A 25,977-nucleotide genomic window follows, 5' to 3' on the forward strand; every position below is an offset into this window, starting at 1 on the left:
ACCTGAAATCACTTAACTAAGCTGTTAAGCATTTAAATTGCTTGTTGAGACGAGGCAAGAGGCAAGAGGCAAGAGGCAACAGTAAAGGGATTGGGGGAGATTCGGCTAATCTTAAGAATAAGTGCTTTAAATGCGTCTTAGCTTACACGCTCCATAACACCCCCACCAAAAGCGGCAGCAACGTTGTAGCCAATTTTGATCCCAAAGAGCCGAGCATGGGGGTGTTTCTCGCTCAATAAGTCAGCAGCGTGTAAGCCATTTTCATCAACTTTGTAGTCACCTGTTTCAATGTCAATGATAACCATCTTGCCAATGTTTTCTTCAACTTCCACCTCTTGGCGGATTCTGCTTTCGTACAGTTTCTCTGCACGTTGAGCAACTTCTTCACGGCTTAAAAGGATTGCTTGCATATACTAACTCCTGATTACGATTTGACTTCTGGAGACCCCTCTATAATATCTCACAGGTCTGTAGGATGAGCTAATGCCCATCCTACTAAGTCTCTATAAGATTGGTGTACTGCTACCCAGTGCCTTCGACATCGCATTTAAACCCACGGCTGCAATCAATGTGCATGGTGCGTTCCCCAAAAATCGATCGCTGGAGCAGTAGGACTTGCATTAGGGAACGCACCCTACAAGATCGGCGATCGCACTGCATACATATTTTAGGGACGAAGGAGACTCTGAACGCTGTTCCAAACATCTTGTTGATTGCCAAAACTAAATTTGACTTTGAGAGGAACTATATGAGCATCTTGACCAGAAGGTGATGCTAGATTTTTATTCAAGCAATGACCAGGAAGGTAAAATACAGCCTCTTGACCAGGATTTAGAGTGATTGGACAGTCTTCAGCATTAACTATGTTCTGGAATCCACGGCTTCCATTGGAGCCACGAGCTTCTAGGTTCTGAAAAATTTGACCTTTTGGGATAATAGCCTGAATTTTCTCGCTCGTGATATTCTTAATTTTGATACAAGCTTCATAATCTGATTCCTCAGAGTTTTGTGGGACTTGGGAACTTCTTTTATTAAGAATAATGCTGTCAATAGAAATCCCCCCAGAGCGTACCAAGTTAACAAGAGAATCACTGTCCGTGTCAATCTCAAATACTTGCCTGATCTGTGCAGGAGTAGGTCTCTCTATCGAAGGGCTATCTCCCAATAGACTATCGGTAGTAACATCTACGACTTCTGTCGTACTACCAAGTTTCTTTTCAGGCTCAGGCTCTGATGCCACTTCACTTATACTAAATGTGTCATTGAGAATTTTAGTTGCTACGAGTATCTGATCGTCTTTTGAAAGATTAGATGCTATTTCTAGTATTTTCCGTATTGTATCTTTCATACTTTTCGCTTACTCCAAATCTGCGCTTTGTTCATTTTTGTGTTGGAAAAACTTGATCAAGTGGCATGGTTTCACCTTTAGCTATTTCCTGACGCACCATTGCAGCCATCTGATCCCATTGCTCTTCTGTTGTGGCGGCGAAACGAGTTTCCCATTTGTGTTCATCTTCTAAATCCGCCAAAAATCGAGCCGCAATCGCATCTTGTTGTTCGGGTGGGAGTTGCTGGATTTGAGCAATTGCCTGTTGAAGCAGTTTGGTCATGGGTTCATCGCAATAAACACTACAATTTCCCTATTTTAACCGATGTTCAGAAAACTTTCGTCAGACTCAGGACATCTGTTATTTGTAGTTTTCTTTTTGTTTTCAGCCCAACTCAATAGTTTTTTCAGTGACGGAAACTTTCCGTATAACACTCTTAAAAGTAACGATATGGGTCAACTTTCGGCATATCACCCCATTTAGGCGCGATCGCCCGAACTTTCCCCTATATCACGCCCAAAAGCGTGTTAGCCAGATTAGCTTACTGCAAAGAGCTTCCTTTAAGGAGACTTATCACAGAAGCCTTCTGGGAATGTAGCAAAGATTCTTGTATCTGGCTGCACTTTGTCACAAAATTTCACTATTATTTCGGGTAAGGTATAGTAAATCCCTTGATAGATTCAATCGGGACTCACTTCTGGGAAAACCGCTATAGATCTCCTGCAAAAATCAAAAATCTGACCTTAGGTGAGGAGAATCCGAGACAGGAGGAGAAAAAAGACAGGAGAATTTAGCACAAATGCTCTCCTCTCCCTGCTCTGGCGCTCCCTAGTTTGCCAGAGGTCGATTGCGACGACAATTATCGCAATGACCACAGCGAAAATTATCGGCATTTTCCTGAAAACCAAAGGCATTTAAGAGAAAGTGCCAACGACAGCGACGGGTATAGAGGTAGGGAAACATCTCATTTTTGGGTTTAAAAGTCATCTTGGCGGAATTATGGCGATAAATAAGCCGATAATGAAAAGGATCGAGCCATTCTAGGCGATCGAGACTGTGTAAAAGGGAGAGAATGAGCGCACCATCGGGAAATTCGGCACTAATCGCCTCTACTTTGCCCTCTAGGGGAATTTGGGCTAAAATTTGCCAAGCTTGTCGGTATTGGCGTTCCTGTTGGGAGTTAAAGAATTTTTGCTGGTTTTTATCGCTATTATCTAACCATCCCGTCGGTTCACTAATTAAGGTGAGAGCCTGCATTTTACCCCCATCGCGACCACCGCGGCCGATTTCCTGTAGGTATTCCGATAGTAAAGCTGGGGGTTGGTAGTGGACAACCCAACGCACATCGGGTTTATTGATACCCATGCCAAAAGCTGAGGTACAGACAACAAAAGTTAAATCCCCCCGCAGCCAATTTTGTTCTATTTCCCGACGCTGAAAGGGCGATAAACCGGCATGATAGGCACTGGTGCGATAGTGGAGAGATTGCAACCATGCCGCTAAATTTTCACTATGGCGACGGGAACGAGTATAGATCAGGCCGGATTGTCGAGGTTGACTGGTGAGGAAGTTTAATAGTTGATGACGACGACAACCGGGGCTAATACATATTTTGGTGCTTAAGTCAAGGTTTTGACGGTAAGGATTTATTAAGAAAAGTTGTGGTTTTTCTAGTTGTAAGACGCGGGTGAGACTCTCACGGGTGGCGGGGTTAGCGGTGGCGGTAAAAGCAGCGATCGCTATTTGGCTGCCGGCCGGTTTCGATTGCAGAAGAGCGGGACGGACAGCCCCAAGACGACGGTAAGCAGGACGAAAATTGTCGCCCCACTGGGTTAAACAATGGGCCTCGTCGAGGATGAGAGCGTTAATTTTAACGTGGGGAAGGGTTAATTTTGACCAGAGGGGCGGACTTAAGAGGGTTTCCGGCGAAAGATAGAGAAGTCGTAGGGTTTGATCTGCGATCGCTGCTAAGGTTTTCTTTCTCTGTTGTCGGGGGATTTCGTGATGAATCAGGGCAACGGGTAGTTTTTTAGCTAATAATTCCTCCACCTGATTTTCCATCAGGGCCACTAGGGGAGAAATCACTAGGGTTAAGCCGGTTTTTAATAAAGCGGGCAATTGAAAACAGATAGATTTACCGAATCCCGTGGGCATGACAATTAGGGCATCTTGTGCCGCTAGAATTGTCTCGATAATCTCCTGTTGGGGAAAGCGAAAGGCCTCATAGCCCCAAATTTTTTGAAAAATAGTCTGGATGCTTTCGGTATCGTGGGAAGACATGGTTAGACTGCTGGGAATTATGAATTATGAATTATGAATTATGAATTGGGGAGCAGGAGAGTGGGGTGTGGGGTGTGGGAATTATGAATTATGAATTATGAATTATGAATTGGGGAAGTGGGGTGTGGGAATTATGAATTATGAATTATGAATTGGGGAGAAGGGAGCGGGGGAGAGGAGAGCATTTGTATCAAAATTCAGGGGCTGGTTTAAAGGCGCAACTGGTTAGAAACCTCTGGGTTAAACAGTTTGAGCGGTTTTGACTATCCCGGACGGGTAACAATTTTTCCCATAGTTGAATTTTTTTGCACTTCTTTAATAATCTGTTACACTTATAGCGATCAATCTTTGTCTGGGGAATTACTGATGACTGAACCTGTTAGCACCACTGACCCCGCAGTAGAAACCGCCACGGAAGCGCAACCCAGTTACGTTAAGCTGGCGATGCGGAATATGGTCAAGAAAAAAGGCGTCTCGTTAAAACACTTTTTTTTGACTACGGCAGCCTTACTGGCCTTTTTTGTCGGTGTTTCCTATCTGACGCGTCCCTAGGATGAAATCTGGTGAGTGAGACTTTGCCCCTAGTGGTGGATTTATGCCTACAGGATAATTATTTTAATCCCGGAAATAGTCCTGTGGATGGCCAAACTTGGCACTATTGGTTGGAGACATGGTTAGGCTATCTATCGGATTATCTCCCCGTTGCCGCCGGTTATGAACTAAGTTTGCGTTTAACAGACGATCAAGAAATTCGGACCTATAATTGCCAATATCGCCACAAAGATCAACCGACGGATGTTCTCGCTTTTGCCGCTCTGGAAGTGGATTTCCCAGTGGATGAGCGCATTTTAGAGACAGAACCTTTATATTTGGGGGATATTATCATCTCTGTGGAGACAGCACAACAACAGGCTTTAACACAAAATCATCCTTTGGCGCGAGAATTGGCCTGGTTAACTGCCCACGCTTGTTTACATCTCTTGGGTTGGGATCATCCCGATGAAACAAGTCTCTTGGAAATGCTATCTTTACAGGAAACTTTGTTAAAAACCGTCAAAATTGCCGATACATAGTTAGTTATTTTTGTCAAGCATTATTGAGGAATATGAAGACAAACTATCATAAAGCCAACCAATCTGCCAGCCTATCTAATCCCTATCTCAACAATAATTTTATCCCTCGATCGGGACAGGTGAGTGAGGGCAACAATCCCACTCAACGAGAATACGCTTGGCAAGTCGCCTCGAATCTGTTAGTCAGTTTTCGCTACGCTTGGGCCGGAGTCCGTTATGCTTTTGTCAGTCAAAGAAATTTTCGCATTCACACCCTGATTACCCTAGTAGCGGTTAGTTGGGGCTTATTTTTGCGGGTTGATGCCATGGAAATGGCGATTGTCACCCTTACCTGCGCTCTGGTGATGGTCTTAGAATTAATCAACACCGCCCTAGAATCAGTGGTAGACCTGACGGTGGGGCAATCCTACCATGATTTAGCCAAAATAGCGAAAGATTGTGCCGCTGGTGCCGTTTTAATCGCCTCGATCGCCGCTTTACTCGTAGCGGCTTTTATTTTTATTCCCCATTTATTAGTTTAAGCTGGAAGCTTTTTTCCGTGATCAGCTGTACTGAATTTAAACTGCGTAGGGAAAAATTAAGTACAAATGCTCTGACTTCTCCTCCCTGCTGCCAACTCCGGCACTCCAGTGCAGTCCTAACCAGTAATTTAGATAGGGTTTGCGGCAAAAAGTACGGGCGAAGCATTCGGATAGAAAATCTCCGGTTTCACCGATAGGTTATTGCCCGAATGCTTCGCCCCTACAGGACGCGGGCCGATGAAGATGCAAGGTTTTGAACCACGATTCTCTCAAAATCTTGCACCTGTTTCGCAAGAAAAGCCCCAAAACCCTTACCTTGCCTACATTTCACATTTATTCAGCCAACCCTAGATAGTCAACAGCTTAACTGATAACTGATCACTGATCACTGATTTGACATAAGGGGACTCGACAGCTTTTAGCCGATAAATTTAACTTTTCTTAACCTAAGCCTAAACTGGCGAGGGGAGAGGGTTTCGCTATATATAAAAAATTGTAATCGTCGATACAGCAAAAAATCTCTTTTGTCCCCCTATAGGTTAGAATATAGTTAGTGATAAGACTTCTTTTGTAGATCTTGCAGGAAATCTCCCATGAGTGCCATAACTTTCTCCACCGCTCCCACCGCTTACTCTATCAGGATGATTAAGGACGAAGTCCGTCAGATGGTAGAACAGGGGGTAGTGAGCAGACACCAACCGATCTACACCCTCTGTCAGTTCATTCCCCCCCGGGAGTGGGTTTGTGTTGAATGTGAACTAGAACGATGTGACTACCTTCTCAGAGACCAAATTGGTGACTTAATCGCCTCGGAATCTTGGGATAATGATTAAAATCTCCCGTTTGCCGATGGGCAAAAATCGGACTGATCAGAAATTTAGCAGCCTTGTCCACTTTCTTAAACTATTATAATTCAGCCCCGGTTAATTCTGGGGCTGAAACTATGGGGATAGGAAGGGTGTAATTGTTAAGAAAAAAGAAGTTTTGGCAAAATTTTGCCAAGTTAGTTTAAAAGTTGCCCATTGCCAAGGGACGCTATCTCTAACATCCCAGAATTTTCTCTAACTTAAAATCAGTAGTTGGCGCTGTTGTAAAGAACGCACACCAGTTAATCCTAAAGCAACTTGAGCGTCGATTTCTCCCACGGTTAAACGACCATCACAAGCTTGTAAAAAAGCAAATTCTCTTTCCGAGAGATTAACCGGTCGATAATCGTAGTCTAGAACACTTGCACTAGGCCAGCCGTAAAGACAGGGATGAACTTCGGCCACTGCATTCTCTAGGACTTGATCCCCGGACCAATCGGCAGTCAGAATCGGTGGTTTAGCGAGGAAAAATTCATAGTGGGTGATTTCCGGGTCTAATAATTCCGTCAAGCGATAACGTTCCCTTTCCCCTAAATTTTGCGCTCTAGCCATCAATTCGGGGGATTTACCCAATAAACGCTCTAATTGCCAGTAGGAAGGGTTAGAAAAGCCAATAAAGGCTAATCCTGACGCATTAATCAGTTGAAAGAGGGTATCGATATTGTAGTCCACTTCCCGGGGGTGAACGTACATATCAGCGAAGGACTCATCGCGATGATTTTCCATTGACCAACGCTCTTTTTCCCGTTTCAAAATGCGATTATTTTCCGGTAGGGAGGCAAAAATCTCTCGGCCGACAGCGACCCCATCTTTATAATCGCCGCGTCGGTCTCCCTGCAAAAGTGCGATCGCAGATTGCATTAACTGGATTTCCCAGCGTCCCAATTGTGCATAGACGAAAATGTGCAGCAGACCACCGGGGACCAGTTTTTGTGCGAGGGATTGAATCCCTTTAATCGGGTCCGGGAGATGGTGCAGCACCCCGACGCAGTTAATTAAATCAAATTCTCCCGGGAGATTAGTGGCTGATTCAAGGGGTAAATGGTGAAAATCCAGAGAACCTCGGTGCTTTGTCGCAACTCCCGAACGATTACAGCGTTCTTTGGCAATTTCTAGTGCTTTTTCACTGATATCTATCGCAACTACATGAGCGAAAGGGTTGAGCGCAAGCAGATATTCAGTTCCCGCACCAGTACCACAACCCGCATCGAGAATGCGGATATCCTCTCGTTCGGGTTTACGATGACAACAAAAGTTATAGGCAGCAATCCAATTCCAGCGCCAATTGTAACCCGGAGGAGGTTCATCTAGGAGCGGTTCGGGGGGGAAAGGATAGGTATTGTAGAGACGTTGTACAGCAGTGCGAATAGTAGCGTCGTCGGACATGAAAATTGGCAGAGTTTAGGATAACACTCGATCGATTGTCTCACAGACGGCAGCGATCGGGAAAGTCAGCCGGGGTTTTTTTGAGTTAGTCGAGGGTAAATGATAAATAATCATTATGACTATCCAGTTCTGTGCCAAAACTAGATATTATTTCTTTGGTCGATATTTTTTTCTATTCCTTGTCCTACTGTCTCTTAACCCTATCTAAGTTTTACTGGCAATTATTGGAGAGTCATTCTCTAACAATTATCTCAAATACAAGCAGCTCTTGCCGATACAACAAACCATGAAAATTAAGTCTATAAAGCTTATTAATTATCGAGGTGCAGTTAGTTTAAACATCGACTTTCATCGGCAATTAAACGTATTCATAGGAGTTAATGGTGCTGGAAAATCTACCATTTTAGACAGTTTGGCGATTATGCTTTCATGGTTAGTTAATCGCCTAAAAAATACTAATGCCAGTGGACGACTTCCAGAGATTAACGAAACCGAGATTAATAATGGTCAGTGGACGGCTATAATTGAAATCACTGGGGTGACGGAAGATAGTCAAGAGATTACTTGGAAAATAGTAAAAACTAGGACTGGATATATCCACGCTGGGGAACGGAGTAATTTTAGCCAATTAAATGAATACAGTCAAGAAATACAACGACAAATTACTGATCATCAAGGACAAATTAACTTACCTTTATTTGTTTATTATTCTGTTAATCGAGCAGTGCTGGATATACCCTTAAAAATTAAAACAAAACATCAATTTGAATCTCTAAGTGCCTACGAAAATGCTTTAACCAGTGGATCAGATTTTCGCACTTTTTTTGAATGGTTTCGCAAGCGCGAAGATTTAGAAAATGAAAATAGAAAATATCAGGATTATCTAATTAAACCAGAAGGTTTTTGTTTTCCTGATCCCCAATTGGAAGCGGTTCGGGAAACGATCGAACGTTTTCTACCCGATTTTAGTAATCTTAGCGTCCGTCGTAATCCCTTGAGAATGGAAGTAACAAAAAAAGAATAAAATAGTTACTGTTAATCAACTTTCTGATGGAGAAAAATGTCTGATTGCTATGCTTGGAGATTTAGCTCGAAGAATGGCGATTGCTAATCCTCAAAATCCTTATCCCTTAACGGGTAATGGTGTTATTATCATTGACGAAATTGATTTACATTTACATCCTCAATGGCAAAGATTTGTAGTACCTAAATTACTAGAAGTTTTTCCTAACTGTCAATTTTTTATTTCCACCCATTCTCCTAATATTATCACTCATGTTCAACCAGAAAGTTTACACTTCATGGAACAAACAGAAATGGGAATAAAAATTCATCCCGTGCAGGAGTCCTACGGCAAAAATGTTGATCGAATTTTAGAAGATTTGATGGGATTAGAGACAACTCGTCCCAAGGAAATCGCTGAAGCTTTGAAAGATATCTATGAACAAATATCTCAAAATCAATTAGAGGCAGCTAAAAATAATATCAATGATCTCAGAGCTAAAATTCAAAATGATCCAGAATTAATTAAAGCTGAAGTTATTATTCGACGCAAGGAAATTATCGGAAAATGAAGTATATTAGGAAAAGACAAGAACCACCGGAGTTTAAGAATTGGAAAGAGCAAGCTAACTCAGATTGGCAGCCCGACTTTAGAAATTTAGCGGGAAAACCAAAAGAAATACTAATTAAAGCGTTGATGACAGAACAGGGAGAAATATGTTGTTATTGTGAAAATCGATTGATTGATGGTAAATGCCATATAGAACATTTTAAACCTCAAAGTTATCCCACTGTTGATCCCCTAGATTATGCCAATTTGCTATGTTCCTGTCAGGCAAATCTTAAGTCTGGTGAACCTCGGCACTGTGGTAATCTAAAAGATAACTGGTTTGATGAAAATCTCTTAATCTCTCCACTTAATCCCGATTGTGAGTCTCACTTTGCTTTTAACTATGATGGCACAATTAAACCCGTACAAGAAGATGATCAAAAAGCAATTAATACTATCGAAAAGTTGGGATTAAACCTCAACAAAATTAAATAACTTCGTCAGAAAGCCATCGAGCCTTTTTTGGATGAGGAGATAGATAATGCTCAATTAAAAGTTTTTGTCAATGGATATTTATGCTTAGATGATCAACAAATCAGCGATTTAATTGAATAATTTTTCCTTGACAAAAATACAAGAATTATTATAAAAGTTTAGATAAACAATAAAAAACATAAAGTCTTATGAAGATTATTCAAGAATTATCTCAAAAGTCAGCAATTGATGAGATTCTGGCCAGATAATGGGGATGGAGGGGTGAATCAACCTTACCCGAAGTTGAACAGAGATTGTTGTCGAGAGTCGGAGAGAAAAGCAATGAATATCAAGGATACATTACACAATTTTGTCCAGTACCTAACAGAGGCTTTCGCTCGCATTTTTAGCCCCAACAATGACGAATATCCCGATGTGGGGATGCAGCCTTTTGATTCTGAACCTTACCATGCTCCCAAGGGTAATTCTTAACTAAAAATGACAGATAACTGCTTTGAGATAAAAGTTATGGGTAGGGATAATAACCCTACCTGATTTTATCGAAAAATAATTAATCCTCTGCTTGCCAATCGGGACAACTATCACTATCCCAACCGTAGGGATGGACACCGCAGACGAGAAGATTGCCTCCGTAGATATAACCGTGATAATTACGGCAACCGATACAAGCAGGATGGGTGTTAGGATCGGGGTTAACCTTAGGAGTGAGGATAAAATCCGAGGGTTCATCTAATCCCGAAAATAAGGACTCATCGAGGTTAAAAAATTCTTCTAATTCCTGGGGTAAAACCTCTTGAATAAACTGTTCCAGATCGATGATAATCTCCTCATTAATTTCTTCGATAGTTTGGGCTACTTCTTGGAAAAAAGTTTCAATTCCCAGGGCGACAGTTTCGATAACTTCCCAAAAATCTTTCTGCCAATCGTCCATGTTTATACTTGCATCCCTTGTCTGGTAATAATTAATTATTTGTCCCTAAAATCTAGGTTTTAATCCTGTTGCAGTTTCCGTAATTCCTCCTGAAGACGTTCCACCTGTTGCCGCAATTCATCTACTTTGGGATCGGCTGCTTTGGTGTCCTCCTCATCTTCAATGATTTCTATCCGTCGGGGTTCATGGGGAATATTAGATTCGTTAGCTGCTACCGTTTGCTGTTGTGCCTGTTTCACCAACTCATCAACGTATTTCCTCGCTTCTTCCGCGTTTATTTCGCCGCGAGAAATCATTTCATCGGCTAATTTTTGGGCTTGATTTCTTAATTCTTGTAAATTTACTTCAGCTTTTTCGGCGGCATAAGTAGCAATGCCTACACCCAAATAAACTGCTTTTTTGACTAAATCACCTAAGTTGGCCATCGCAAAAATCCTGAATTGATCGCTCTTACCTACTAGAATAAACGATCCTTCTCCCAAATGGAGATGGGTTTTGGGAGTCAGTGAACAGTGAACAGTAATCAGTAATCAGTGAACGCTTGCGCCGCTAATGTAACACCATGAACATTTTTCAGCCAATATCCAAGAGAGCCATCAGTGAACTGAAAACTCACATCTGATAACTGATAACTGATAACTGGTAACTGATAACTGATGAGGTAAAGTTTTGTAAATAGATGCGGTGGTGGCGACAGCAAAATTGATCGCTATAAAGATTAAATTTTAGTCAAATTGCTGGTTTTTCGCCCTCAAAACGACGATAGAGCCTCATCAGGTCATTTTTGACCTAAATAGTTTGATTAAGCTCAAAATAACTAAATATTGCCTATAGCTGCCGGCAGCCAGCAGCTGGCTGAATTGATTTGTGTTCATCCTCAGCAAAGATTTAAACTAAAGAATCGAGACCAGATTCCCGATTTAATCACAAAAAACTATGTTTCCTATTCATCGCCCCCGTCGTCTGCGTCAAACCCCTCAAATGCGCCGTCTGGTGAGTGAAACCGTCTTGACAGCCAATGACTTTATCTATCCTCTTTTCGCCACGACGGGGGAAGGTATTGCCTTAGAAGTCAAATCGATGCCGGGGGTGTATCAATTATCAATCGATAAAATTGTTGACGAAGCCAAGGAAGTGCGGGATTTAGGAATTCCAGCGATTATTTTATTCGGGCTGCCAGAAAGTAAAGACACAGAGGCGACGGGAGCATGGCACGATCATGGTATTGTGCAAAAAGCAGCCACAGCAATTAAAGAGGCAGTTCCCGATCTACTCATTGTCGCCGATACTTGTTTGTGTGAATATACCAACCATGGTCATTGTGGTTATCTGCAAACGGGAGATTTAACCGGCAGGGTGTTAAACGATCCTACTCTGGAATTATTGCAAAAAACCGCCGTTTCTCAGGTAAAAGCGGGAGTGGATATCATTGCACCGTCGGGAATGATGGATGGTTTTGTCCAGGCAATTCGTCAAGGATTGGATGAGGCTGGTTATAGTGATACACCAATTCTTTCCTATACCGCTAAATATGCCTCTGCCTATTATGGTCCGTTTCGGGATGCGGCTGATTCTACGCCCCAATTCGGCGATCGCAGAACCTACCAAATGGATCCGGGTAATGCCAGAGAAGCCTTAAAAGAGGTGGAATTAGACGTATTAGAGGGAGCAGATATGTTAATGGTAAAACCTGCCCTGTCTTACCTGGATATTATCTGGAGAATCAAGGAAATGACTAATTTACCCGTGGCTGCCTATAATGTATCGGGGGAATATTCAATGATTAAAGCGGCGGCGTTAAATGGCTGGATTGACGAAAAACGGGTGACTTTAGAGACTTTAACCAGCTTTAAACGGGCCGGTGCCGATATTATCTTAACCTACCACGCTAAGGATGCCGTGCGCTGGTTAGCAGAGGGTTAAACTTGATGATTGAACCCATGCCGATCAGGATAAGGGGGGGTGAGGTTGCTACTATTAATTCTAGGGATTACCCGAAAAAAATACTTTCCAACCAGCTGTAGCGATCGCACTTGCCAAAAGAATAATTAATGTCCAAACCTGATTTTTTTGGGTTCCTTCCACTGATTGTAAGCGATTATCGATTCCCTCAACCTTTTCGGTTAACTTTGCCTGTCCTACCTCTAGCTTATTTAACCGTTCGTCGATTTTGTCAAATTTTTGGTCAACATCTTTTTGGAAGGTGTCAAATTTTTGGTTAACATCTTTTTGGAAGCTGTCAATTTTCCCCTCAATCCTAGTCAAAACAGCTTCTAGGGAATAGGTAACGGTTTCGTTAGACATGGTGAGCAACTCCCATTAGATCATATTTTCTCGGTTCCCGATCGACAGTCATCGATCGGGACTATTTTAAGACTAAACCAGTTCACCGCTTTCTTGTAAAGAGTGGAGACGTTGATAGATTCCCTGCTGATTTAATAATTGATCATGGCTACCGATCTCGACAATACGACCATTATCCAAGACGACAATTTGATCCGCTTCTCGAACGGTACTGAGACGGTGGGCGATAATAATCGTGGTGCGAGTGCCTAAAATGGATTTCATGGCTAGTTGAATGGCTCTTTCTGACTCATAATCTAAGCTAGAAGTAGCCTCATCAAAAACTAACACATCCGGATCGACAATTAAGGCCCTAGCAATTCCTAAACGCTGTCTTTGTCCCCCCGAAAGACGCACGCCCCTTTCCCCTACAATAGTGGAATAACCATTAGGTAATTCATGAATAAATTCATCGACGCGGGCAATTTTACAGGCTTCTGCTACCTTCTCGAAGCTAATATTAGGATTACCGTAGGTGAGATTTTCTAATACCGTACCATTAAACACATCTACTTCTTGATGGACAATCGCTAACCGTCGCCGATACCAAGTGACATCTAAGCGACGAATATCCTCGCCATCCATCATAATTTGCCCTTGATTCGGTTCAAAATAGCGGAAAAGTAACTTAACTAAAGTGGATTTTCCTGAACCCGATCTTCCTACTAATGCCACGGTTTGATAGGGTTCAATCAGCAGATTAATATCCTTGAGAATAGTTCTTTCTGGACTATAGCCAAAGTTAAGATTTCTTAATTCTAATTTCCCCGTAAAATGATAGGGATTATCTTGAGCATGATCGGCTAAAAGACTACCTGCATCAGTGCCACTGGGTAAGTTGATAAATTCCTGTAAACGGGCCATAGAAGCATAGCGACGAGCGAAAGTTTCTGCCATTTGGGATAGGGGATCTAATTCCGCATAGGCCATACTAGCTAGGGTATAGGTGGTGATAAAATGCCCGATCGAGATTTTCTGTTGAACGGTGGCTAGAAGAGTAAAGAAAAATACTCCAAATAAACTAGCTTGTACAAGGGTTTTTTCCCAAGTAATTAAGTCCACATAACCCTTATGAATGCGATGGATAACGTAGGTAAATTCTCTCTCTAAACGCTGTTTTTGACGATATAACTCCTGTCCTTCCGTGGCAAAAGCTTTGACAGTTTTGATATTAGTAATAATCTCAGAATTGCGACTTTGAGTATTTTCGATGTGCCGATCAAGAGTTCTTTCTTTTTGCATTAAATCTTTTAAATCTCTGACAATAAAAACTAGAATTAATACAAAAGAAATGACAAAAGCGAGGGCGATTTGCCATTGAATTACCCAAATAACAATAAAGATACCAAAAACTCTAAACAATTTTGGGATCATCATTCCCGCCACTTCGGGATAAGTCCAAGTATAACTTTCTATCCCTTTGGCAATCCGGTTAGCGATGCGTCCTGGATTATTTTCATCGTAAAAAGATAGGGGTAAGGTGAGAATTTTGGCAATAATTTTTCTGAGATGATCTCGTCGCGCTCTTAAGGATATTTCCCAGTGAAACCATACACTCAGCCAAGGCTGAATTGGTGCTTTAATTACTGTGGTTAGGAAAATTAAGCCTAATAATACCGCCAAACTAACCCACTTTTCTGAGGCAAAGGGAGTTAAAATCATGGTGCGATCAACTAAAGATTGCACGAATCCATCTAAAGGTTGATCGGAAAGAACATTAAGAATCTGTCCGACAGCGTAGGGAACCATCAGATCGATAATTTCAAAGACACTGGAGGCAGCAATGCTCAAAAAGGCGGCTTTTTGATAATTGCGATAGTAACTGAGAATATCGCGGAAGGAAGCCATAACATCAAGTAAATTGCCAATTTTTAACTTCTATCTGGTAACTGCTAACTGAAGAGACTGACGGCACTTTTATGATTGTTTTTCTGGAGTTACCATTATACTACAATACTACAAAAATCTGCCGACCTAGAAATTTATAGGACAAAAGCCTTGTCATAGTCTTGTATTCTCAATCAGCTATTAGTCAGGAGACGATGCCAGATCAGCTTATATTTCATCCTCGTCAGAAGCACCAGAGATCAATTTATCTAAAATTTTGACGAATATTATCACAAAAATTAATAAATTTCTGAAAGGTTTTTAAGTGTTCGGTTTTATCGATACGCTTTTTTAATTGATTAAGATAGTATTGTTCTTGAGCTTCCCCAGGGAATTTTTTAGAATAAGACAAACCTTTAGCTTTAAAAATAGACTTTAGATAAGCAAAATGAAAATCGGCATGATTTCTGCAATTAAATCTACCCATTAGTTCGGGATCATTTTCGTAAACATCATAGTGTTGAACATAATCAGCTAAAAGTCCCTGTAAAGGTTGTTTAGGATTAAATATTGTGCGATTGCCTAATAGCCATGTTTCAAGACAGCGATTTTGAATAATGATCACGATTTCAAGTTGTGCGGGGATAGTAATATTTTTGGTGATAAAGTCATTAACATATTGTTCTCTTTCTTCGACAGTATCCTCATCAGCATCGAGACAGATGACTAGATAGTTATATTTGGATACTTCTTGAATTTTATCGATGGCGTTAGGAATTCCCTCATCAAATATCGAGGGGTAGCCATTACCACTAATCAGAAAGTAATTGTTGTGATTGACTTGATCGTAAAAATCAACTCGCTTAAATTCGGGAATAAGATAAGTTAACCAGGCAGTATAAAGCTTTTTTTCGGTACTTCTTCCTTCAACTAAAAAATAAATATTCATCGATTAACTAATTCCTTGGGGAAATTCTTCTAAGACATTGATAAGATCAATAAAGGCTTTTTGTCGAGTTTTAGAAATATGAAAATCAGCCGCATTGTGTACCTGAATTACTCCTCCTTTACGAGTGACTATTTTCCAATAGGCAGGACTGATATTATTAATTATATAGGGATGATGACTGGTAATAATAAACTGTAAATCTCGATAATTAACTAATAAATCTTCTGTTAAAGTGTCCAAACAGTTAACCCCCAAACTATTTTCAAATTCATCGATTAATATAACACTGCCATCAGGAGATAATTCGATCATTGCTAAGAACATCAGGCTTTTTATCATTCCAGAGGAGATATTTGGTTCTACAATCCAGACATGAGAGTTTTTTTCTTTTATTTGTATGCGAGGTAAGTCTTCAAGTAAAAAAATTGGAGTTAATGAAAAAAACAGTTCACCTAGTTTTAATGGTTCTAAAAATTCTATTTTTAAATCTTCAACTTGAGGGAAAATATCTAAAAACTTTCTCTTTATTATCTCGAACGTATCGGGATATTTTTTATAAGTGATCAGTAGTTTGTCGGAAATAGGAAGTTGACTCGATTGTAATTCAGAGAGAGAGGTATATTCGTAGTCTCTAAGGATTTTATCCAATGTTGAAGATGAGATATTAAACTTAAGTGGATTGAAAACCATTTTGTTAAATTCCTGTCGAACAGGGAAAACATCTTCTTCTTGATTGAAAAGCTCTATACAGCTTAAATAAGACGCTAGTTTTGGTGTCTTTGAATTTTTAAACTCAATTACCTCTTGGTTTCTTTCGATCAAAACCTCTTGATCTTTTAAAAGAGTTTCCCTAATTATACTAACCTTATTTTCGCCGTCATTACTATTGACTTCATCTTCTTCAATCTTGATGAGAGAACGAGCTTTTCTAACCTCAAATTCACCCAACCAATGATAACGAACATGATCATTGGTTAAAAGTTCTACATCCCATTTTACTCCATTTATAGACTCACCGTTAGCGATTCTTTTTAAATTACTAATAGCCTTTAAAATCGAGGTTTTTCCTGCACCTGAGATACCAACTAATAAATTCAAATCTGGAAAAACCTCGCAAGAATCTATACTTAATCCAGAGGCTAAATCTTGATAGGATAATCTCAAAAGTTTCATAATAATTAGCCACTGCCAAAACTAAAAAGGGTGAGGATTGACTCACCCCAAGATTTTACTGAGGATCGAGTTTTAGGACTGCCATAAATGCCTCCTGGGGTACATCAACAGTTCCGATCGCTTTCATCCGTTTCTTCCCTTTTGCTTGCTTGTCTAACAGCTTTTTCTTGCGGCTAATATCGCCACCATAACACTTAGCTAAGACATCCTTTCTTAAAGCGGGAATATGTTCACTAGCGATAATTTTAGAACCAATAGCGGCCTGAATGGGAACCTTAAATTGATGCCGGGGAATCAATTCTTTTAACTTTTCAGTTAAAGCACGACCAACATAATAAGCTTTATCCCGGTGAACGATCATCGCTAAAGCATCAACGGGATCACCATTGACCATAATATCTAATTTAACTAGCTCATTTTCCCGATAGCCAATTAATTGATATTCCATACTAGCGTAACCGCGCGATCGAGATTTTAATTGATCAAAAAAGTCCGTCACCACTTCTGCTAAAGGTAACTCATAAATCAAAGCGGTGCGGGTTTTAGTAAAATAACGCATATCCTTGAAAACTCCCCGACGACTTTGACATAATTCCATCAAAGCGCCTACATAGGTTTCCGGAGTAATCATTTCCACTTGGATATAAGGTTCCTCAATTTTTTCCCGTTTTTGTGGGGAAGGTAACAAACTGGGATTATCCACTTCGACAATTTCGCCATCGGTGGTAGTGACCTGATAAACTACCGAGGGAGCAGTGGTAATTAAATCTAAGTTATATTCCCTTTCTAGTCTTTCCTGCACAATTTCCATGTGTAGCAGTCCCAAGAAACCGCAACGGAAACCAAAACCCATGGCGCTAGAAGTTTCCGGTTCGTAGGATAGGGCTGCATCGTTTAATTTTAACTTTTCCAGGGCATCTTTGAGATCGGCATACTGATCAGCATCCGTGGGGAATAATCCGCAGAAAACCATCGGTTTTGCTTCTGTATAACCGGGTAAAGGCTCTTGTGCCGGTTTAGCGGTTAGAGTAATCGTATCACCCACCCGGGCATCAGCGACGGTTTTAATCGCGGCTGCCAGATAACCCACTTCTCCCGCGTGAAGTTCATTTACCTGTACCTGTTGCGGTGATAAAATTCCCAATTCATCGATCACAAATTCTTTACCAGAAGCCATAAAACGAATTTTATCGCCCTTTTTCACCCGACCATCCATGACGCGGAAATAGACAATTACCCCTCGATAAGCGTCGTAATAACTATCAAAAATTAAAGCTCGGAAGGGTTCTTCGAGGGTATCTTGGGGAGGGGGAACTAATTGGACGATCGACTCTAGAATATCATTAATACCGATCCCAGCCTTAGCCGAGGCCCGAATCGCCTCACTACAGTCTAAACCCACCACTTCCTCGATTTCCGCCGCGACCCGTTCTGGTTCGGCACTGGGTAGGTCGATTTTATTTAAAACTGGGATAATTCCGAGGTTATTTTCCAGTGCTAGGTAAACATTGGCTAAAGTTTGCGCTTCTACGCCTTGGGACGCATCCACAACTAATAAAGCTCCCTCGCACGCCGCTAGAGACCGAGAAACCTCATAGGAAAAATCCACATGGCCCGGGGTATCAATCAGATTGAGAACGTATTTTTGACCATCCTTAGCGGTGTAATCCATGCGTGCCGCTTGTAACTTGATGGTGATACCTCGTTCCCGTTCCAAGTCCATATTATCAAGAAATTGTTCTTTCATCTCCCGTTGGGCTACGGTTCCCGTAATTTGCAGGAGGCGATCGGCGAGAGTTGATTTACCATGATCGATATGAGCGATGATGGAAAAATTGCGAATGCGAGAAACGGGAACGTCAGTCATCGTGGTTCACTGCTGGCAAAAGTCAGGGGTTTATAAAATTTTAGATTCCTTCACTCATTGTAAAGGTAAAGTCTCTAAGGCTGGAGCAAAAGTGAAAAGTAAAAGGTAAAAAAAGCTAAACTGCAAGTATAGTCAGGGTTTTGGCCTTGGCTTTCCCTCTCGGCATCCACAGGAAACTATGGTAGGCTTGATTATGGTGACAAAATCAGGGAAAGGGCAATGGCTCAGGAAAAGCTCTATGATTTGTCCAAATCCCATTACTATAGATAAACTCTTGGATAAGAATCCTCGACTGACGGGTAGAATGATAGATAGCAATCCTTGATAGAGCTTATGAACGACAATGCTACACCGACTCAGCGCACGGCGGAGAAAGTTGAAATCGCTATTCACATTGACTCGGAAGTGTTGGAACAGATTAAACACCTGACTAACGATCCTAGTCGCATTATCGAAACGGCGATTAAACAGTGGCTAAGAGGAGAGAGGGAACCAGATAAGGACTTAACCCGCCATCTTCTCCGCAATCCTCCCGTCCCACCCAAAGGGGAATGGAATGACTAAGATTTTTCAGTCTCTAATAGGTTATTTCCCGACGAAGAGACTGAAATATTTTCTTAGGTCAACCATTGATGGTCATTGAGATTTTTTCCCCAACTAAGCTAGTCAATAGTAGTATTGGCTGTAACGACAACGCAACGGTTTAATCTATTGAAAACAATGGGTTCATCGTCTTCATTGGAGTACTGGCGAGATGGAATTAGTGCCGGAATTAGTCGATTAAGTGGGAACAGCACTCGCTTATGCCCGATCATACTTTCTCCATTATTTCACGTTTTGGTCGGGGAAATTCTGAGTATTTGTACTCAGTTAGTCCCTTTCCTTGTTTGTAACTTTTTATGTTACAAACTGAAGTGCAGAATGTGGGATATAACTGTCTATTGAGATATTTTCCCCTCCTTCACCTCCGGATTTAAATTAAACTTATATATGACCAAAAACAAGAGGTAACAAGCTTCCCCTGGCAAGGGGATGAAAATTAAAATCTTTCTGATTTCAAGCTACCGACGACCTGCGGTAGTCACTGACAACTGATAATTGATAACTGAAATGACCATCTTACAAGACGAAAAACTACTCTTTACTTCCGCAATCCCCCACAGTGATGCCATTAGAACCATTTTTGCTTTTCCTAATCAGTATTCCGTGGGTATAACCAGTTTAGGTTATCAAATTGTCTGGGCAACTTTAGCCCTGCGATCAGATATACAAGTTAGTCGTTTATTTACGGATTTTCAAGAATCTTTACCCCGTTATCCCGAATTAGTCGGCTTTTCCTTTTCTTGGGAATTGGACTATGTTAATATCCTCTCGCTGTTAGAATCTTTAGAAATTCCTTGCCACAGTCATCAACGGCAAGATCGAGAAGCGATAATTTTTGGTGGTGGGCCAGTTTTAACCGCTAATCCCGAACCTTTTGCCGCTTTTTTTGATGTAATTTTATTGGGAGATGGTGAAAATTTAATTGCCGATTTGATTAATGCGTATCAAGAGGTTAGAAATGCTGATCGCTCGACAAAACTCCGTCATTTAGCCCAGGTTCCGGGGGTATATGTTCCTAGTTTATATACCGTTAATTATGATAGTCCCGAAGGTGAAATTACAGCAATTCTACCCATAGATAATAATGTTCCTGCCTTTGTTAGTAAACAAACCTATCGCAGTAACACTCTTTCTGCTTCTACGGTGGTAACAAAACAAGCCGCATGGGAGAATATTTATATGGTAGAGGTGGTGCGAAGTTGTCCAGAAATGTGCCGTTTTTGTTTAGCTAGTTATCTAACTTTACCCTTTCGTACCGCTAGTTTAGAATCTTTAATACCTGCCATTGAAAAAGGTTTAAAAGTGACCGATCGCTTGGGTTTATTAGGTGCTTCCGTCAGCCAACATCCTGAATTTGAAACCTTACTCGATTATCTTTTTCAAGCAAAATTTGAGGGAGTTAGACTCTCGATCGCTTCGGTTAGAACTAATACTGTCACAGAAAAATTAGCCAGAATTTTATCCCTAAGAGACAGCAAATCAATTACTATTGCCGTAGAAAGTGGTTCCGATCGCCTGCGGGAAATTATCAACAAAAAGTTAGCCAATGATGAAATTATCCAAGCTGCTATTAATGCCAAAGCGGGCGGTTTAAAAGGGATAAAACTCTATGGTATGGTGGGAATACCGGGAGAAGAAGCCGAAGATATCGCAGCGACTGTGGAAATGTTAATAGCCTTAAAAAAAGCCGCCTCTGGACTGCGAATCTCTTTCGGTTGCAGCACCTTTGTGCCTAAATCCCACACTCCTTTTCAGTGGTTTGGAGTTAATAAAATGGCTGAAAAAAGATTAAAATATCTAGAGAAACAATTAGGTAAACAGGGCATAGAATTTCGTCCAGAAAGTTATAATTGGTCGGTGATTCAAGCCCTATTATCTAGAGGTGATCGCCGCTTAACTTCCCTATTAGAATTAACCCGTGGCTACGGTGATTCTTTGGGCAGTTATAAACGGGCTTTTAAGGAACTAAAAGGACAAATTCCCCCTCTAGATTATTACGTCCATCAGCAATGGCGTTTAGAACAGGTTTTACCCTGGAGTCATTTACACGGTCCTTTATCCTCCAATGTTTTGGTAAAACATTTGGAAGATTCCCAAACAAAAAGGTAAAGTATCCCTAATAAACTAAGACGCATTTAAACAATGTCTTGACTATCAGACCCGCAATGAGGTACTCTATCAAGGTAGAGCGGATATTGGTGACATTCAGACTTGGATTAGCCCTATGAAAAACAAAAAAATGTTACTTTTATTAACTATAAATCTCGATTAAACCATTAATTTAATCTTAGTTGATCAGCCCATGAGCCAGAAAAATGAGACCGTTCCCCTGCTTTTAGCCCTGCTGATTACCCTACTATTTTTTGGGGCAGGTAGTTGGTGGTTATACAATCGTTTTCAAGAAAGATATAACCCAACCAATCTTCCTGAACTGGGGCAAAAACCGGTATCGCCACAAGCAAGATTTAGTCAAGGGGAAAACTTATTAATAGTTGAAGGGGCTTCTTTTGACAAACAAGCCGCCATACAGGCACTCGGAAAAGGAGACTTTCAGCAAGCAGTTTCCCTCCTAGAAAAATCCCTGCAAACTAATCAAAATGATCCGGAAGCTCTCATCTACTTAAATAACGCCCGTATTGGTCAAGCTAAGTCCTATACTATCGCCGTTTCCGTGCCAATTGGGGGCAGTGTCAACACCTCCCTAGAAATTTTACGAGGAGTTGCCCAATCTCAAAATCAAATCAATCAAGCCGGGGGAATTAATGGCACTCCTTTAAAAGTTCTCATTGCTGATGATGCTTATAATCCCGAAATTGCCGCTCAAATTGCCCAAAAATTAGCGGCTGACAACAGTATTTTAGGAGTAGTAGGACACACTAGCAGTGACACCTCTTTAGCGGCGGCTGCTATCTATCAAAAAGCAGGATTAGTAATGATTTCCCCCGTCAGTACCTCAGTTAAACTCTCCAATTTTGGTGACTATATTTTTCGTTCTGTTCCCAGTGATTTTGTGGCGGCACGGGCATTAGCCGAATCTAGCTTGCAAAAAAATCCTAACGTCAAGGCAGTGGTATTTTTTAACTCCCAAAGTAATTATAGTCAATCCCTAAAATCTGAATTTATCACCGCTTTAGGATTAGGAGGAGGTCAAGTGGTGAGTGAATTTGATCTATCTTCCCTGACTTTTTCCCCGTCTAAAAGCCTCCAACAAGCTCAACAGGAGGGAGCAAATCTAATCGCCCTTCTTGGGGATAGTGGAACCCTAGATAAGGCTTTGCAGGTGGTTCAGATCAATGGTCAAAAATTACCGATTGTGGCGGGTGATGACGTTTATAGCCCCAAAACTCTGGATGTAGGCGGAAAAAATGCCCTGGACATGGTTGTGGCTGTCGCTTGGCATTTGGGGGCTAATCCGAATAGTCCTTTTGTGAATAATTCCCGCCAATTGTGGCAAGGAGACGTAAATTGGCGCACTGCCACCGCCTATGACGCTACCCAGGCTTTAATCGCTGGCATTAAGGCAGAATCTAGCCGCGAGGGAGTTCAACGGGCGTTAAGAAGCAGTGATTTTTCTGTGCCCGGGGCGACTAATCCCGTGCGATTTTTACCGTCTGGCGATCGCAATCAATCCGTGCAATTAGTGGTAGTTGAACCCGGTTCTCGTTCTAGTTTTGGGATGGATTTTGTGCCAATTTCTCGATAAAATGACAACTAAATCAAGATGAATTATAAGTAAGTATTTATAATTAAATTGAAGATAGATTTTACCTCTGATCCCCCCTTAATCCCCCCTTAATAAGGGGGGTGCTGATCCCCCCTGCCCCCCTTAATAAGGGGGGTGTCTGACAACTTTTAGCACCTACCTACTTATGTTAGAAACTCCCCCCAAATATTCTGTTCTTGGTTTACCGGTTCATCTCCTCGATAACTACAGTCGTTGGTTAATCGATCGCCTCTATCAAGGTTTTGGTTCCCACGTTGTCACTCTTAATGCAGAAATGGCAATGTTAGGGGAAAATGATGCTAAAGTAGCCCAAGTTATTCGGGAAGCAGATTTAGTTATTCCCGACGGCGCGGGGATTGTTATTTACTTAAAATTAAGGGGCAAAAAACAAACCCGCTGCCCCGGTATCGAATTATCAGAATCCTTAATTACTGAGTTAGGAATGCAGGGAGAGAGTTTTCCTATTGCTTTTTTTGGTGGTAAACCGGGGATTACAGAACAAGCGGCAAGTAATTGGCAGAAAAAGATACCTAATATCCGCATTCTGGCTAACCACGGTTATCTATCCTCCGAGGAAATGTCCGATTGGATCGAGGTGTTAAAAGATCAACAACCGCGGTTAATTTTAGTTGGTTTGGGAGTACCCCGACAAGAATATTGGATTAGGGAACATCGAAAGATCTGTCCCCAAGCTATCTGGGTAGGTGTGGGGGGTAGTTTTGATATCTGGTCCGGGACAAAAATCCGCGCCCCTCGCTTTTTCTGTGACAATAATTTAGAGTGGTTGTATCGACTCTATCAGGAACCTTGGCGCTGGAAAAGAATGTTAGCTTTACCTAAATTTTTCTGGCGCTCTCTTTTTTATTCCTAGTAATAGTTATTATAAATTCTTTTCGATAAAGGCAATCACTCGCTCTAATCCTTCCCGTGTTTTCAAGTTGGTGAAGATAAAGGGTTTATCCCCGCGCATCTTTTTGGCATCTCTATCCATCACCCCTAAATCTGCCCCCACCATCGGGGCTAAATCTATTTTATTGATTACCAATAGATCCGATTTGGTGATACCCGGTCCCCCCTTGCGAGGAATTTTATCTCCGGCTGCCACGTCAATCACATAGATGGTTAAATCTACTAATTCGGGGCTAAAGGTTGCCGCTAAATTGTCACCACCACTTTCCAGAAAAATTAGCTTTAAGTTAGCAAATTTTCTCTCTAACTGTTCAATGGCAACTAAGTTAATTGAGGCATCCTCGCGAATAGCTGTATGGGGACATCCTCCCGTTTCTACTCCTAAAATTCTTTCCGGGGCTAAAGCTTGTGATCGCACTAAAAATTGGGCATCTTCTTGAGTATAAATGTCATTGGTGACTACGGCGATCGGATATTGATCCCGCAAATTTTTACACAGAGCATCGAGCAGGGCTGTTTTTCCTGAACCCACTGGACCGGCAATTCCCACGCGCAAGCAAGACATAGTTTTTTCGGGAAAAAGTGAAAAGGAAAGGGTTAAAAATTTTGGAGCTATCCGATAGAAAAAAGAGGGGTTCGCAGGGCTACACGGATTCCCATTATAATAAAAGGTTAACACAAATCTGAGAATTTGTCAAGCCCTTTTGTCAATAAATTTGGGGAAATTATCAGCCAAAAGATCACCAAAAGTCAGTGATTTGGTAGCCAAAATCCGTTAACATCTGCCTAAATAGGGGTAAACTTAAACCGATAACATTGCTGTGACATCCCTCTAATCTTTCCACGAATAGACCCCCCTTTCCTTCTAGGGCAAAACAGCCGGCACATTTGAGGGGTTCTTCGGTGTCAACGTAGGCAATAATTGTTTCATCGCTGATATTGGCAAAGTGAACTTTAGTGATCCCACAACGAGTCAAAGTTTGATGATTAACTCGATCGATTAAAGCATGACCTGTATAGAGTGTACCCACCTGACCGCGCATTTTTTGCCAACGCTCGATCGCTTCTGATTTATCCTTGGGTTTGCCATAGACTTCCCCCGCTACTTCTAAGACGGAATCGCAACCAAGAATCAATCCTGTATCAAATTTAGGGGCGATCGTTTGCGCTTTACATTGGGCTAAAGTTTGGACAAGATGGAGAGTATCATCGGCATTAATTGTCGATTCATCAAAGTTACTCACCTGCACAATTGGATCGATTCCCACCATTTGTAATAGTTTTTTACGCGCAGGAGAAGCGGAAGCAAGAATCAAGGGTATGGACATAAGTTTTAAAGGAAAAAGGAGAAAAGTTAGGTAGGGTGGGTTAGGCAATGACAAATTATTAGACTTAATTATCAATTTATCTATTTGCCGTAACCCACCATCAGTTATCAGGTTTTTAGCTATTTCTGCTAGGAATTGGCAGGATTTTCGGGGGGAAAATAACGCTCTAAAATCTCAACCATGCGGGATTCTCTTTCTTCATTGTTAAATCGATTGTAAAAATCTGACTGAACCTCATAAAAATCTGACCTCGATCGAGTTAATTGTCCTAGCAGTTGATCAAGTCCCTGTCTGTCTTTTTCCCATTCTTTTTTAGACTGAGCAAGACTATTAGTTAACGCTTCGATCAATTTGACGTTAGAATTAGCGATCGCTCTAGTTTCTTTTAATCCCTGATTGGTTTCCTGTCGTCCTAATTTAATCTCCTGTAATCCTAATCTAATCTCCTGTAATCCTGATTTAATCTCCCGTAGTTCTGTTAGGGTATTTTCAGCAAGAGATTCGAGTCTATCTAGTCTATTTTCTTCCGAGTTACTCATATTCAGTTATCAGTTATCAGTTACCAGTTATCAGTTATCAGTAATCAGTTATCAGTAATCAGTTATCAGGTATGAGGGGAGTGGGGAAATGGGGGAATGGGGAAGTGGGGAAATGGGGAAGTGGGGAATTTCAACTAAAAAACCCCAACACCCCCCGCAACGCGCACGCAGTGACCACCCCAACACCTTAAAACCCCAAAACCCCAAAACCCCAACACCTAAAACCTATCTCCTGTCTCCTGCCTCCTAAATACTGGCTCCCGACTCCTATCTCCTGACGACC

The 25,977-nt window shown here is 41.4% G+C and carries 28 protein-coding genes; 13 read left to right on the forward strand and 15 right to left on the reverse strand.

Annotated elements, in window-relative coordinates; genetic code table 11:
* Nucleotides 1-137 precede the first annotated feature (137 nt).
* From ACE1AQ_RS16180 to ACE1AQ_RS16195, 4 genes are all read right to left on the reverse strand, one after another.
* Nucleotides 138-410 (reverse strand): hypothetical protein, encoded by a 273-nt coding sequence (locus ACE1AQ_RS16180; RefSeq protein WP_002752927.1) that lies wholly within the window; start codon nt 408-410, stop codon nt 138-140.
* A 257-nt stretch (nt 411-667) separates the two neighbouring features.
* The gene (locus ACE1AQ_RS16185) at nt 668-1,348 is read right to left on the reverse strand and encodes a hypothetical protein (protein WP_110544411.1); all 681 of its coding nucleotides are present in this window, start codon (nt 1,346-1,348) and stop codon (nt 668-670) included.
* Between the two features lie 31 nt (nt 1,349-1,379).
* Nucleotides 1,380-1,610: a hypothetical protein gene (locus tag ACE1AQ_RS16190; protein WP_002789717.1), complete on the reverse strand. Its 231-nt coding sequence runs from the start codon at nt 1,608-1,610 to the stop codon at nt 1,380-1,382.
* Between the two features lie 546 nt (nt 1,611-2,156).
* Nucleotides 2,157-3,608 carry an ATP-dependent DNA helicase RecQ gene (locus ACE1AQ_RS16195; protein WP_110544412.1) on the reverse strand — a complete coding sequence of 484 codons (1,452 nt, stop codon included), beginning with the start codon at nt 3,606-3,608 and terminating at the stop codon, nt 2,157-2,159.
* 366 nt (nt 3,609-3,974) lie between these two features.
* Between ACE1AQ_RS16195 and ACE1AQ_RS16200 the strand changes: the two genes are divergently transcribed.
* The 4 genes from ACE1AQ_RS16200 (at nt 3,975) to ACE1AQ_RS16215 (ending at nt 6,035) form a co-directional block, all read left to right on the forward strand.
* The gene (locus ACE1AQ_RS16200) at nt 3,975-4,160 is read left to right on the forward strand and encodes a DUF3285 domain-containing protein (protein WP_008205579.1); all 186 of its coding nucleotides are present in this window, start codon (nt 3,975-3,977) and stop codon (nt 4,158-4,160) included.
* An 11-nt stretch (nt 4,161-4,171) separates the two neighbouring features.
* The gene (gene ybeY / locus ACE1AQ_RS16205) at nt 4,172-4,681 is read left to right on the forward strand and encodes an rRNA maturation RNase YbeY (RefSeq protein WP_110544414.1); all 510 of its coding nucleotides are present in this window, start codon (nt 4,172-4,174) and stop codon (nt 4,679-4,681) included.
* Nucleotides 4,682-4,713: 32 nt separating this feature from the next.
* A complete protein-coding gene (locus tag ACE1AQ_RS16210; protein ID WP_008205575.1) occupies nt 4,714-5,202 on the forward strand; it encodes a diacylglycerol kinase family protein in 489 nt (162 codons plus the stop codon).
* Nucleotides 5,203-5,795: 593 nt separating this feature from the next.
* Entirely contained in the window at nt 5,796-6,035 is a 240-nt protein-coding gene (locus ACE1AQ_RS16215; protein ID WP_002738935.1) for a DUF4327 family protein, read from the forward strand.
* A 228-nt stretch (nt 6,036-6,263) separates the two neighbouring features.
* Here the strand turns inward: ACE1AQ_RS16215 and ACE1AQ_RS16220 are convergent, their stop codons facing one another.
* Complete coding sequence (locus ACE1AQ_RS16220; protein ID WP_110544416.1) at nt 6,264-7,454, reverse strand: bifunctional 2-polyprenyl-6-hydroxyphenol methylase/3-demethylubiquinol 3-O-methyltransferase UbiG; 1,191 nt, start codon at nt 7,452-7,454, stop codon at nt 6,264-6,266.
* Between the two features lie 286 nt (nt 7,455-7,740).
* Between ACE1AQ_RS16220 and ACE1AQ_RS16225 the strand changes: the two genes are divergently transcribed.
* From ACE1AQ_RS16225 to ACE1AQ_RS16240, 4 genes are all read left to right on the forward strand, one after another.
* Nucleotides 7,741-8,478: an AAA family ATPase gene (locus tag ACE1AQ_RS16225; RefSeq protein ID WP_253257703.1), complete on the forward strand. Its 738-nt coding sequence runs from the start codon at nt 7,741-7,743 to the stop codon at nt 8,476-8,478.
* 49 nt (nt 8,479-8,527) lie between these two features.
* A complete protein-coding gene (locus ACE1AQ_RS16230; RefSeq protein WP_253257704.1) occupies nt 8,528-9,028 on the forward strand; it encodes an AAA family ATPase in 501 nt (166 codons plus the stop codon).
* The gene (locus ACE1AQ_RS16235; RefSeq protein ID WP_253257705.1) at nt 9,025-9,501 is read left to right on the forward strand and encodes a retron system putative HNH endonuclease; all 477 of its coding nucleotides are present in this window, start codon (nt 9,025-9,027) and stop codon (nt 9,499-9,501) included. Before ACE1AQ_RS16230 ends, ACE1AQ_RS16235 begins: the two co-directional genes overlap by 4 nt.
* Nucleotides 9,502-9,822: 321 nt before the next feature.
* Entirely contained in the window at nt 9,823-9,972 is a 150-nt protein-coding gene (locus ACE1AQ_RS16240) for a hypothetical protein (RefSeq protein WP_002752187.1), read from the forward strand.
* Between the two features lie 79 nt (nt 9,973-10,051).
* Here ACE1AQ_RS16240 and ACE1AQ_RS16245 read toward each other — a convergent pair whose 3' ends face one another.
* Together ACE1AQ_RS16245 and ACE1AQ_RS16250 are read right to left on the reverse strand one after the other, a co-directional pair.
* Nucleotides 10,052-10,432, reverse strand: coding sequence for a hypothetical protein (locus ACE1AQ_RS16245; RefSeq protein ID WP_110544418.1), 381 nt, complete (start codon nt 10,430-10,432; stop codon nt 10,052-10,054).
* Between the two features lie 59 nt (nt 10,433-10,491).
* Nucleotides 10,492-10,857, reverse strand: a complete 366-nt coding sequence (locus tag ACE1AQ_RS16250) for a phasin family protein (protein WP_110544420.1) — start codon at nt 10,855-10,857, stop codon at nt 10,492-10,494.
* Nucleotides 10,858-11,368: 511 nt separating this feature from the next.
* On the opposite strand from ACE1AQ_RS16250, the gene hemB reads away from it, so the two are divergent.
* Nucleotides 11,369-12,355, forward strand: coding sequence for a porphobilinogen synthase (gene hemB, locus ACE1AQ_RS16255; RefSeq protein ID WP_008205555.1), 987 nt, complete (start codon nt 11,369-11,371; stop codon nt 12,353-12,355).
* Nucleotides 12,356-12,415: 60 nt separating this feature from the next.
* Here the strand turns inward: hemB and ACE1AQ_RS16260 are convergent, their stop codons facing one another.
* From ACE1AQ_RS16260 to lepA, 5 genes are all read right to left on the reverse strand, one after another.
* On the reverse strand, nt 12,416-12,736 hold the full coding sequence (locus tag ACE1AQ_RS16260; RefSeq protein WP_039900492.1) for a DUF4164 family protein: 321 nt from the start codon (nt 12,734-12,736) through the stop codon (nt 12,416-12,418).
* Nucleotides 12,737-12,808: 72 nt separating this feature from the next.
* On the reverse strand, nt 12,809-14,623 hold the full coding sequence (locus tag ACE1AQ_RS16265; protein WP_008205552.1) for an ABC transporter ATP-binding protein: 1,815 nt from the start codon (nt 14,621-14,623) through the stop codon (nt 12,809-12,811).
* A gap of 244 nt (nt 14,624-14,867) precedes the next feature.
* Nucleotides 14,868-15,551 carry a hypothetical protein gene (locus ACE1AQ_RS16270; RefSeq protein WP_110544422.1) on the reverse strand — a complete coding sequence of 228 codons (684 nt, stop codon included), beginning with the start codon at nt 15,549-15,551 and terminating at the stop codon, nt 14,868-14,870.
* A 3-nt stretch (nt 15,552-15,554) separates the two neighbouring features.
* A complete protein-coding gene (locus ACE1AQ_RS16275; RefSeq protein ID WP_110544424.1) occupies nt 15,555-16,724 on the reverse strand; it encodes an AAA family ATPase in 1,170 nt (389 codons plus the stop codon).
* A gap of 55 nt (nt 16,725-16,779) precedes the next feature.
* The gene (gene lepA, locus ACE1AQ_RS16280; RefSeq protein WP_110544427.1) at nt 16,780-18,591 is read right to left on the reverse strand and encodes a translation elongation factor 4; all 1,812 of its coding nucleotides are present in this window, start codon (nt 18,589-18,591) and stop codon (nt 16,780-16,782) included.
* A 333-nt stretch (nt 18,592-18,924) separates the two neighbouring features.
* On the opposite strand from lepA, the gene ACE1AQ_RS16285 reads away from it, so the two are divergent.
* The 4 genes from ACE1AQ_RS16285 (at nt 18,925) to ACE1AQ_RS16300 (ending at nt 23,789) form a co-directional block, all read left to right on the forward strand.
* Nucleotides 18,925-19,155 carry a type II toxin-antitoxin system CcdA family antitoxin gene (locus ACE1AQ_RS16285; protein WP_008205545.1) on the forward strand — a complete coding sequence of 77 codons (231 nt, stop codon included), beginning with the start codon at nt 18,925-18,927 and terminating at the stop codon, nt 19,153-19,155.
* 546 nt (nt 19,156-19,701) lie between these two features.
* Nucleotides 19,702-21,303: a radical SAM protein gene (locus tag ACE1AQ_RS16290; protein WP_008205537.1), complete on the forward strand. Its 1,602-nt coding sequence runs from the start codon at nt 19,702-19,704 to the stop codon at nt 21,301-21,303.
* Nucleotides 21,304-21,496: 193 nt separating this feature from the next.
* On the forward strand, nt 21,497-22,897 hold the full coding sequence (locus ACE1AQ_RS16295; protein ID WP_110544429.1) for an ABC transporter substrate-binding protein: 1,401 nt from the start codon (nt 21,497-21,499) through the stop codon (nt 22,895-22,897).
* A 166-nt stretch (nt 22,898-23,063) separates the two neighbouring features.
* Nucleotides 23,064-23,789, forward strand: coding sequence for a WecB/TagA/CpsF family glycosyltransferase (locus ACE1AQ_RS16300; protein ID WP_008205533.1), 726 nt, complete (start codon nt 23,064-23,066; stop codon nt 23,787-23,789).
* Nucleotides 23,790-23,798: 9 nt separating this feature from the next.
* Here the strand turns inward: ACE1AQ_RS16300 and ureG are convergent, their stop codons facing one another.
* The 3 genes from ureG to ACE1AQ_RS16315 form a co-directional block, all read right to left on the reverse strand.
* Entirely contained in the window at nt 23,799-24,392 is a 594-nt protein-coding gene (ureG, locus tag ACE1AQ_RS16305; protein WP_002792251.1) for an urease accessory protein UreG, read from the reverse strand.
* 175 nt (nt 24,393-24,567) lie between these two features.
* Nucleotides 24,568-25,155 (reverse strand): nucleoside triphosphate pyrophosphatase, encoded by a 588-nt coding sequence (locus tag ACE1AQ_RS16310; protein ID WP_008205529.1) that lies wholly within the window; start codon nt 25,153-25,155, stop codon nt 24,568-24,570.
* A 128-nt stretch (nt 25,156-25,283) separates the two neighbouring features.
* Entirely contained in the window at nt 25,284-25,694 is a 411-nt protein-coding gene (locus ACE1AQ_RS16315; protein WP_008205527.1) for a hypothetical protein, read from the reverse strand.
* Between the last annotated feature and the right edge of the window lie 283 nt (nt 25,695-25,977).

Origin of the sequence: Microcystis sp. BLCC-F209 (genome assembly GCF_041928595.1) — a bacterium.
Taxonomy (GTDB): Bacteria; Cyanobacteriota; Cyanobacteriia; order Cyanobacteriales; family Microcystaceae; genus Microcystis.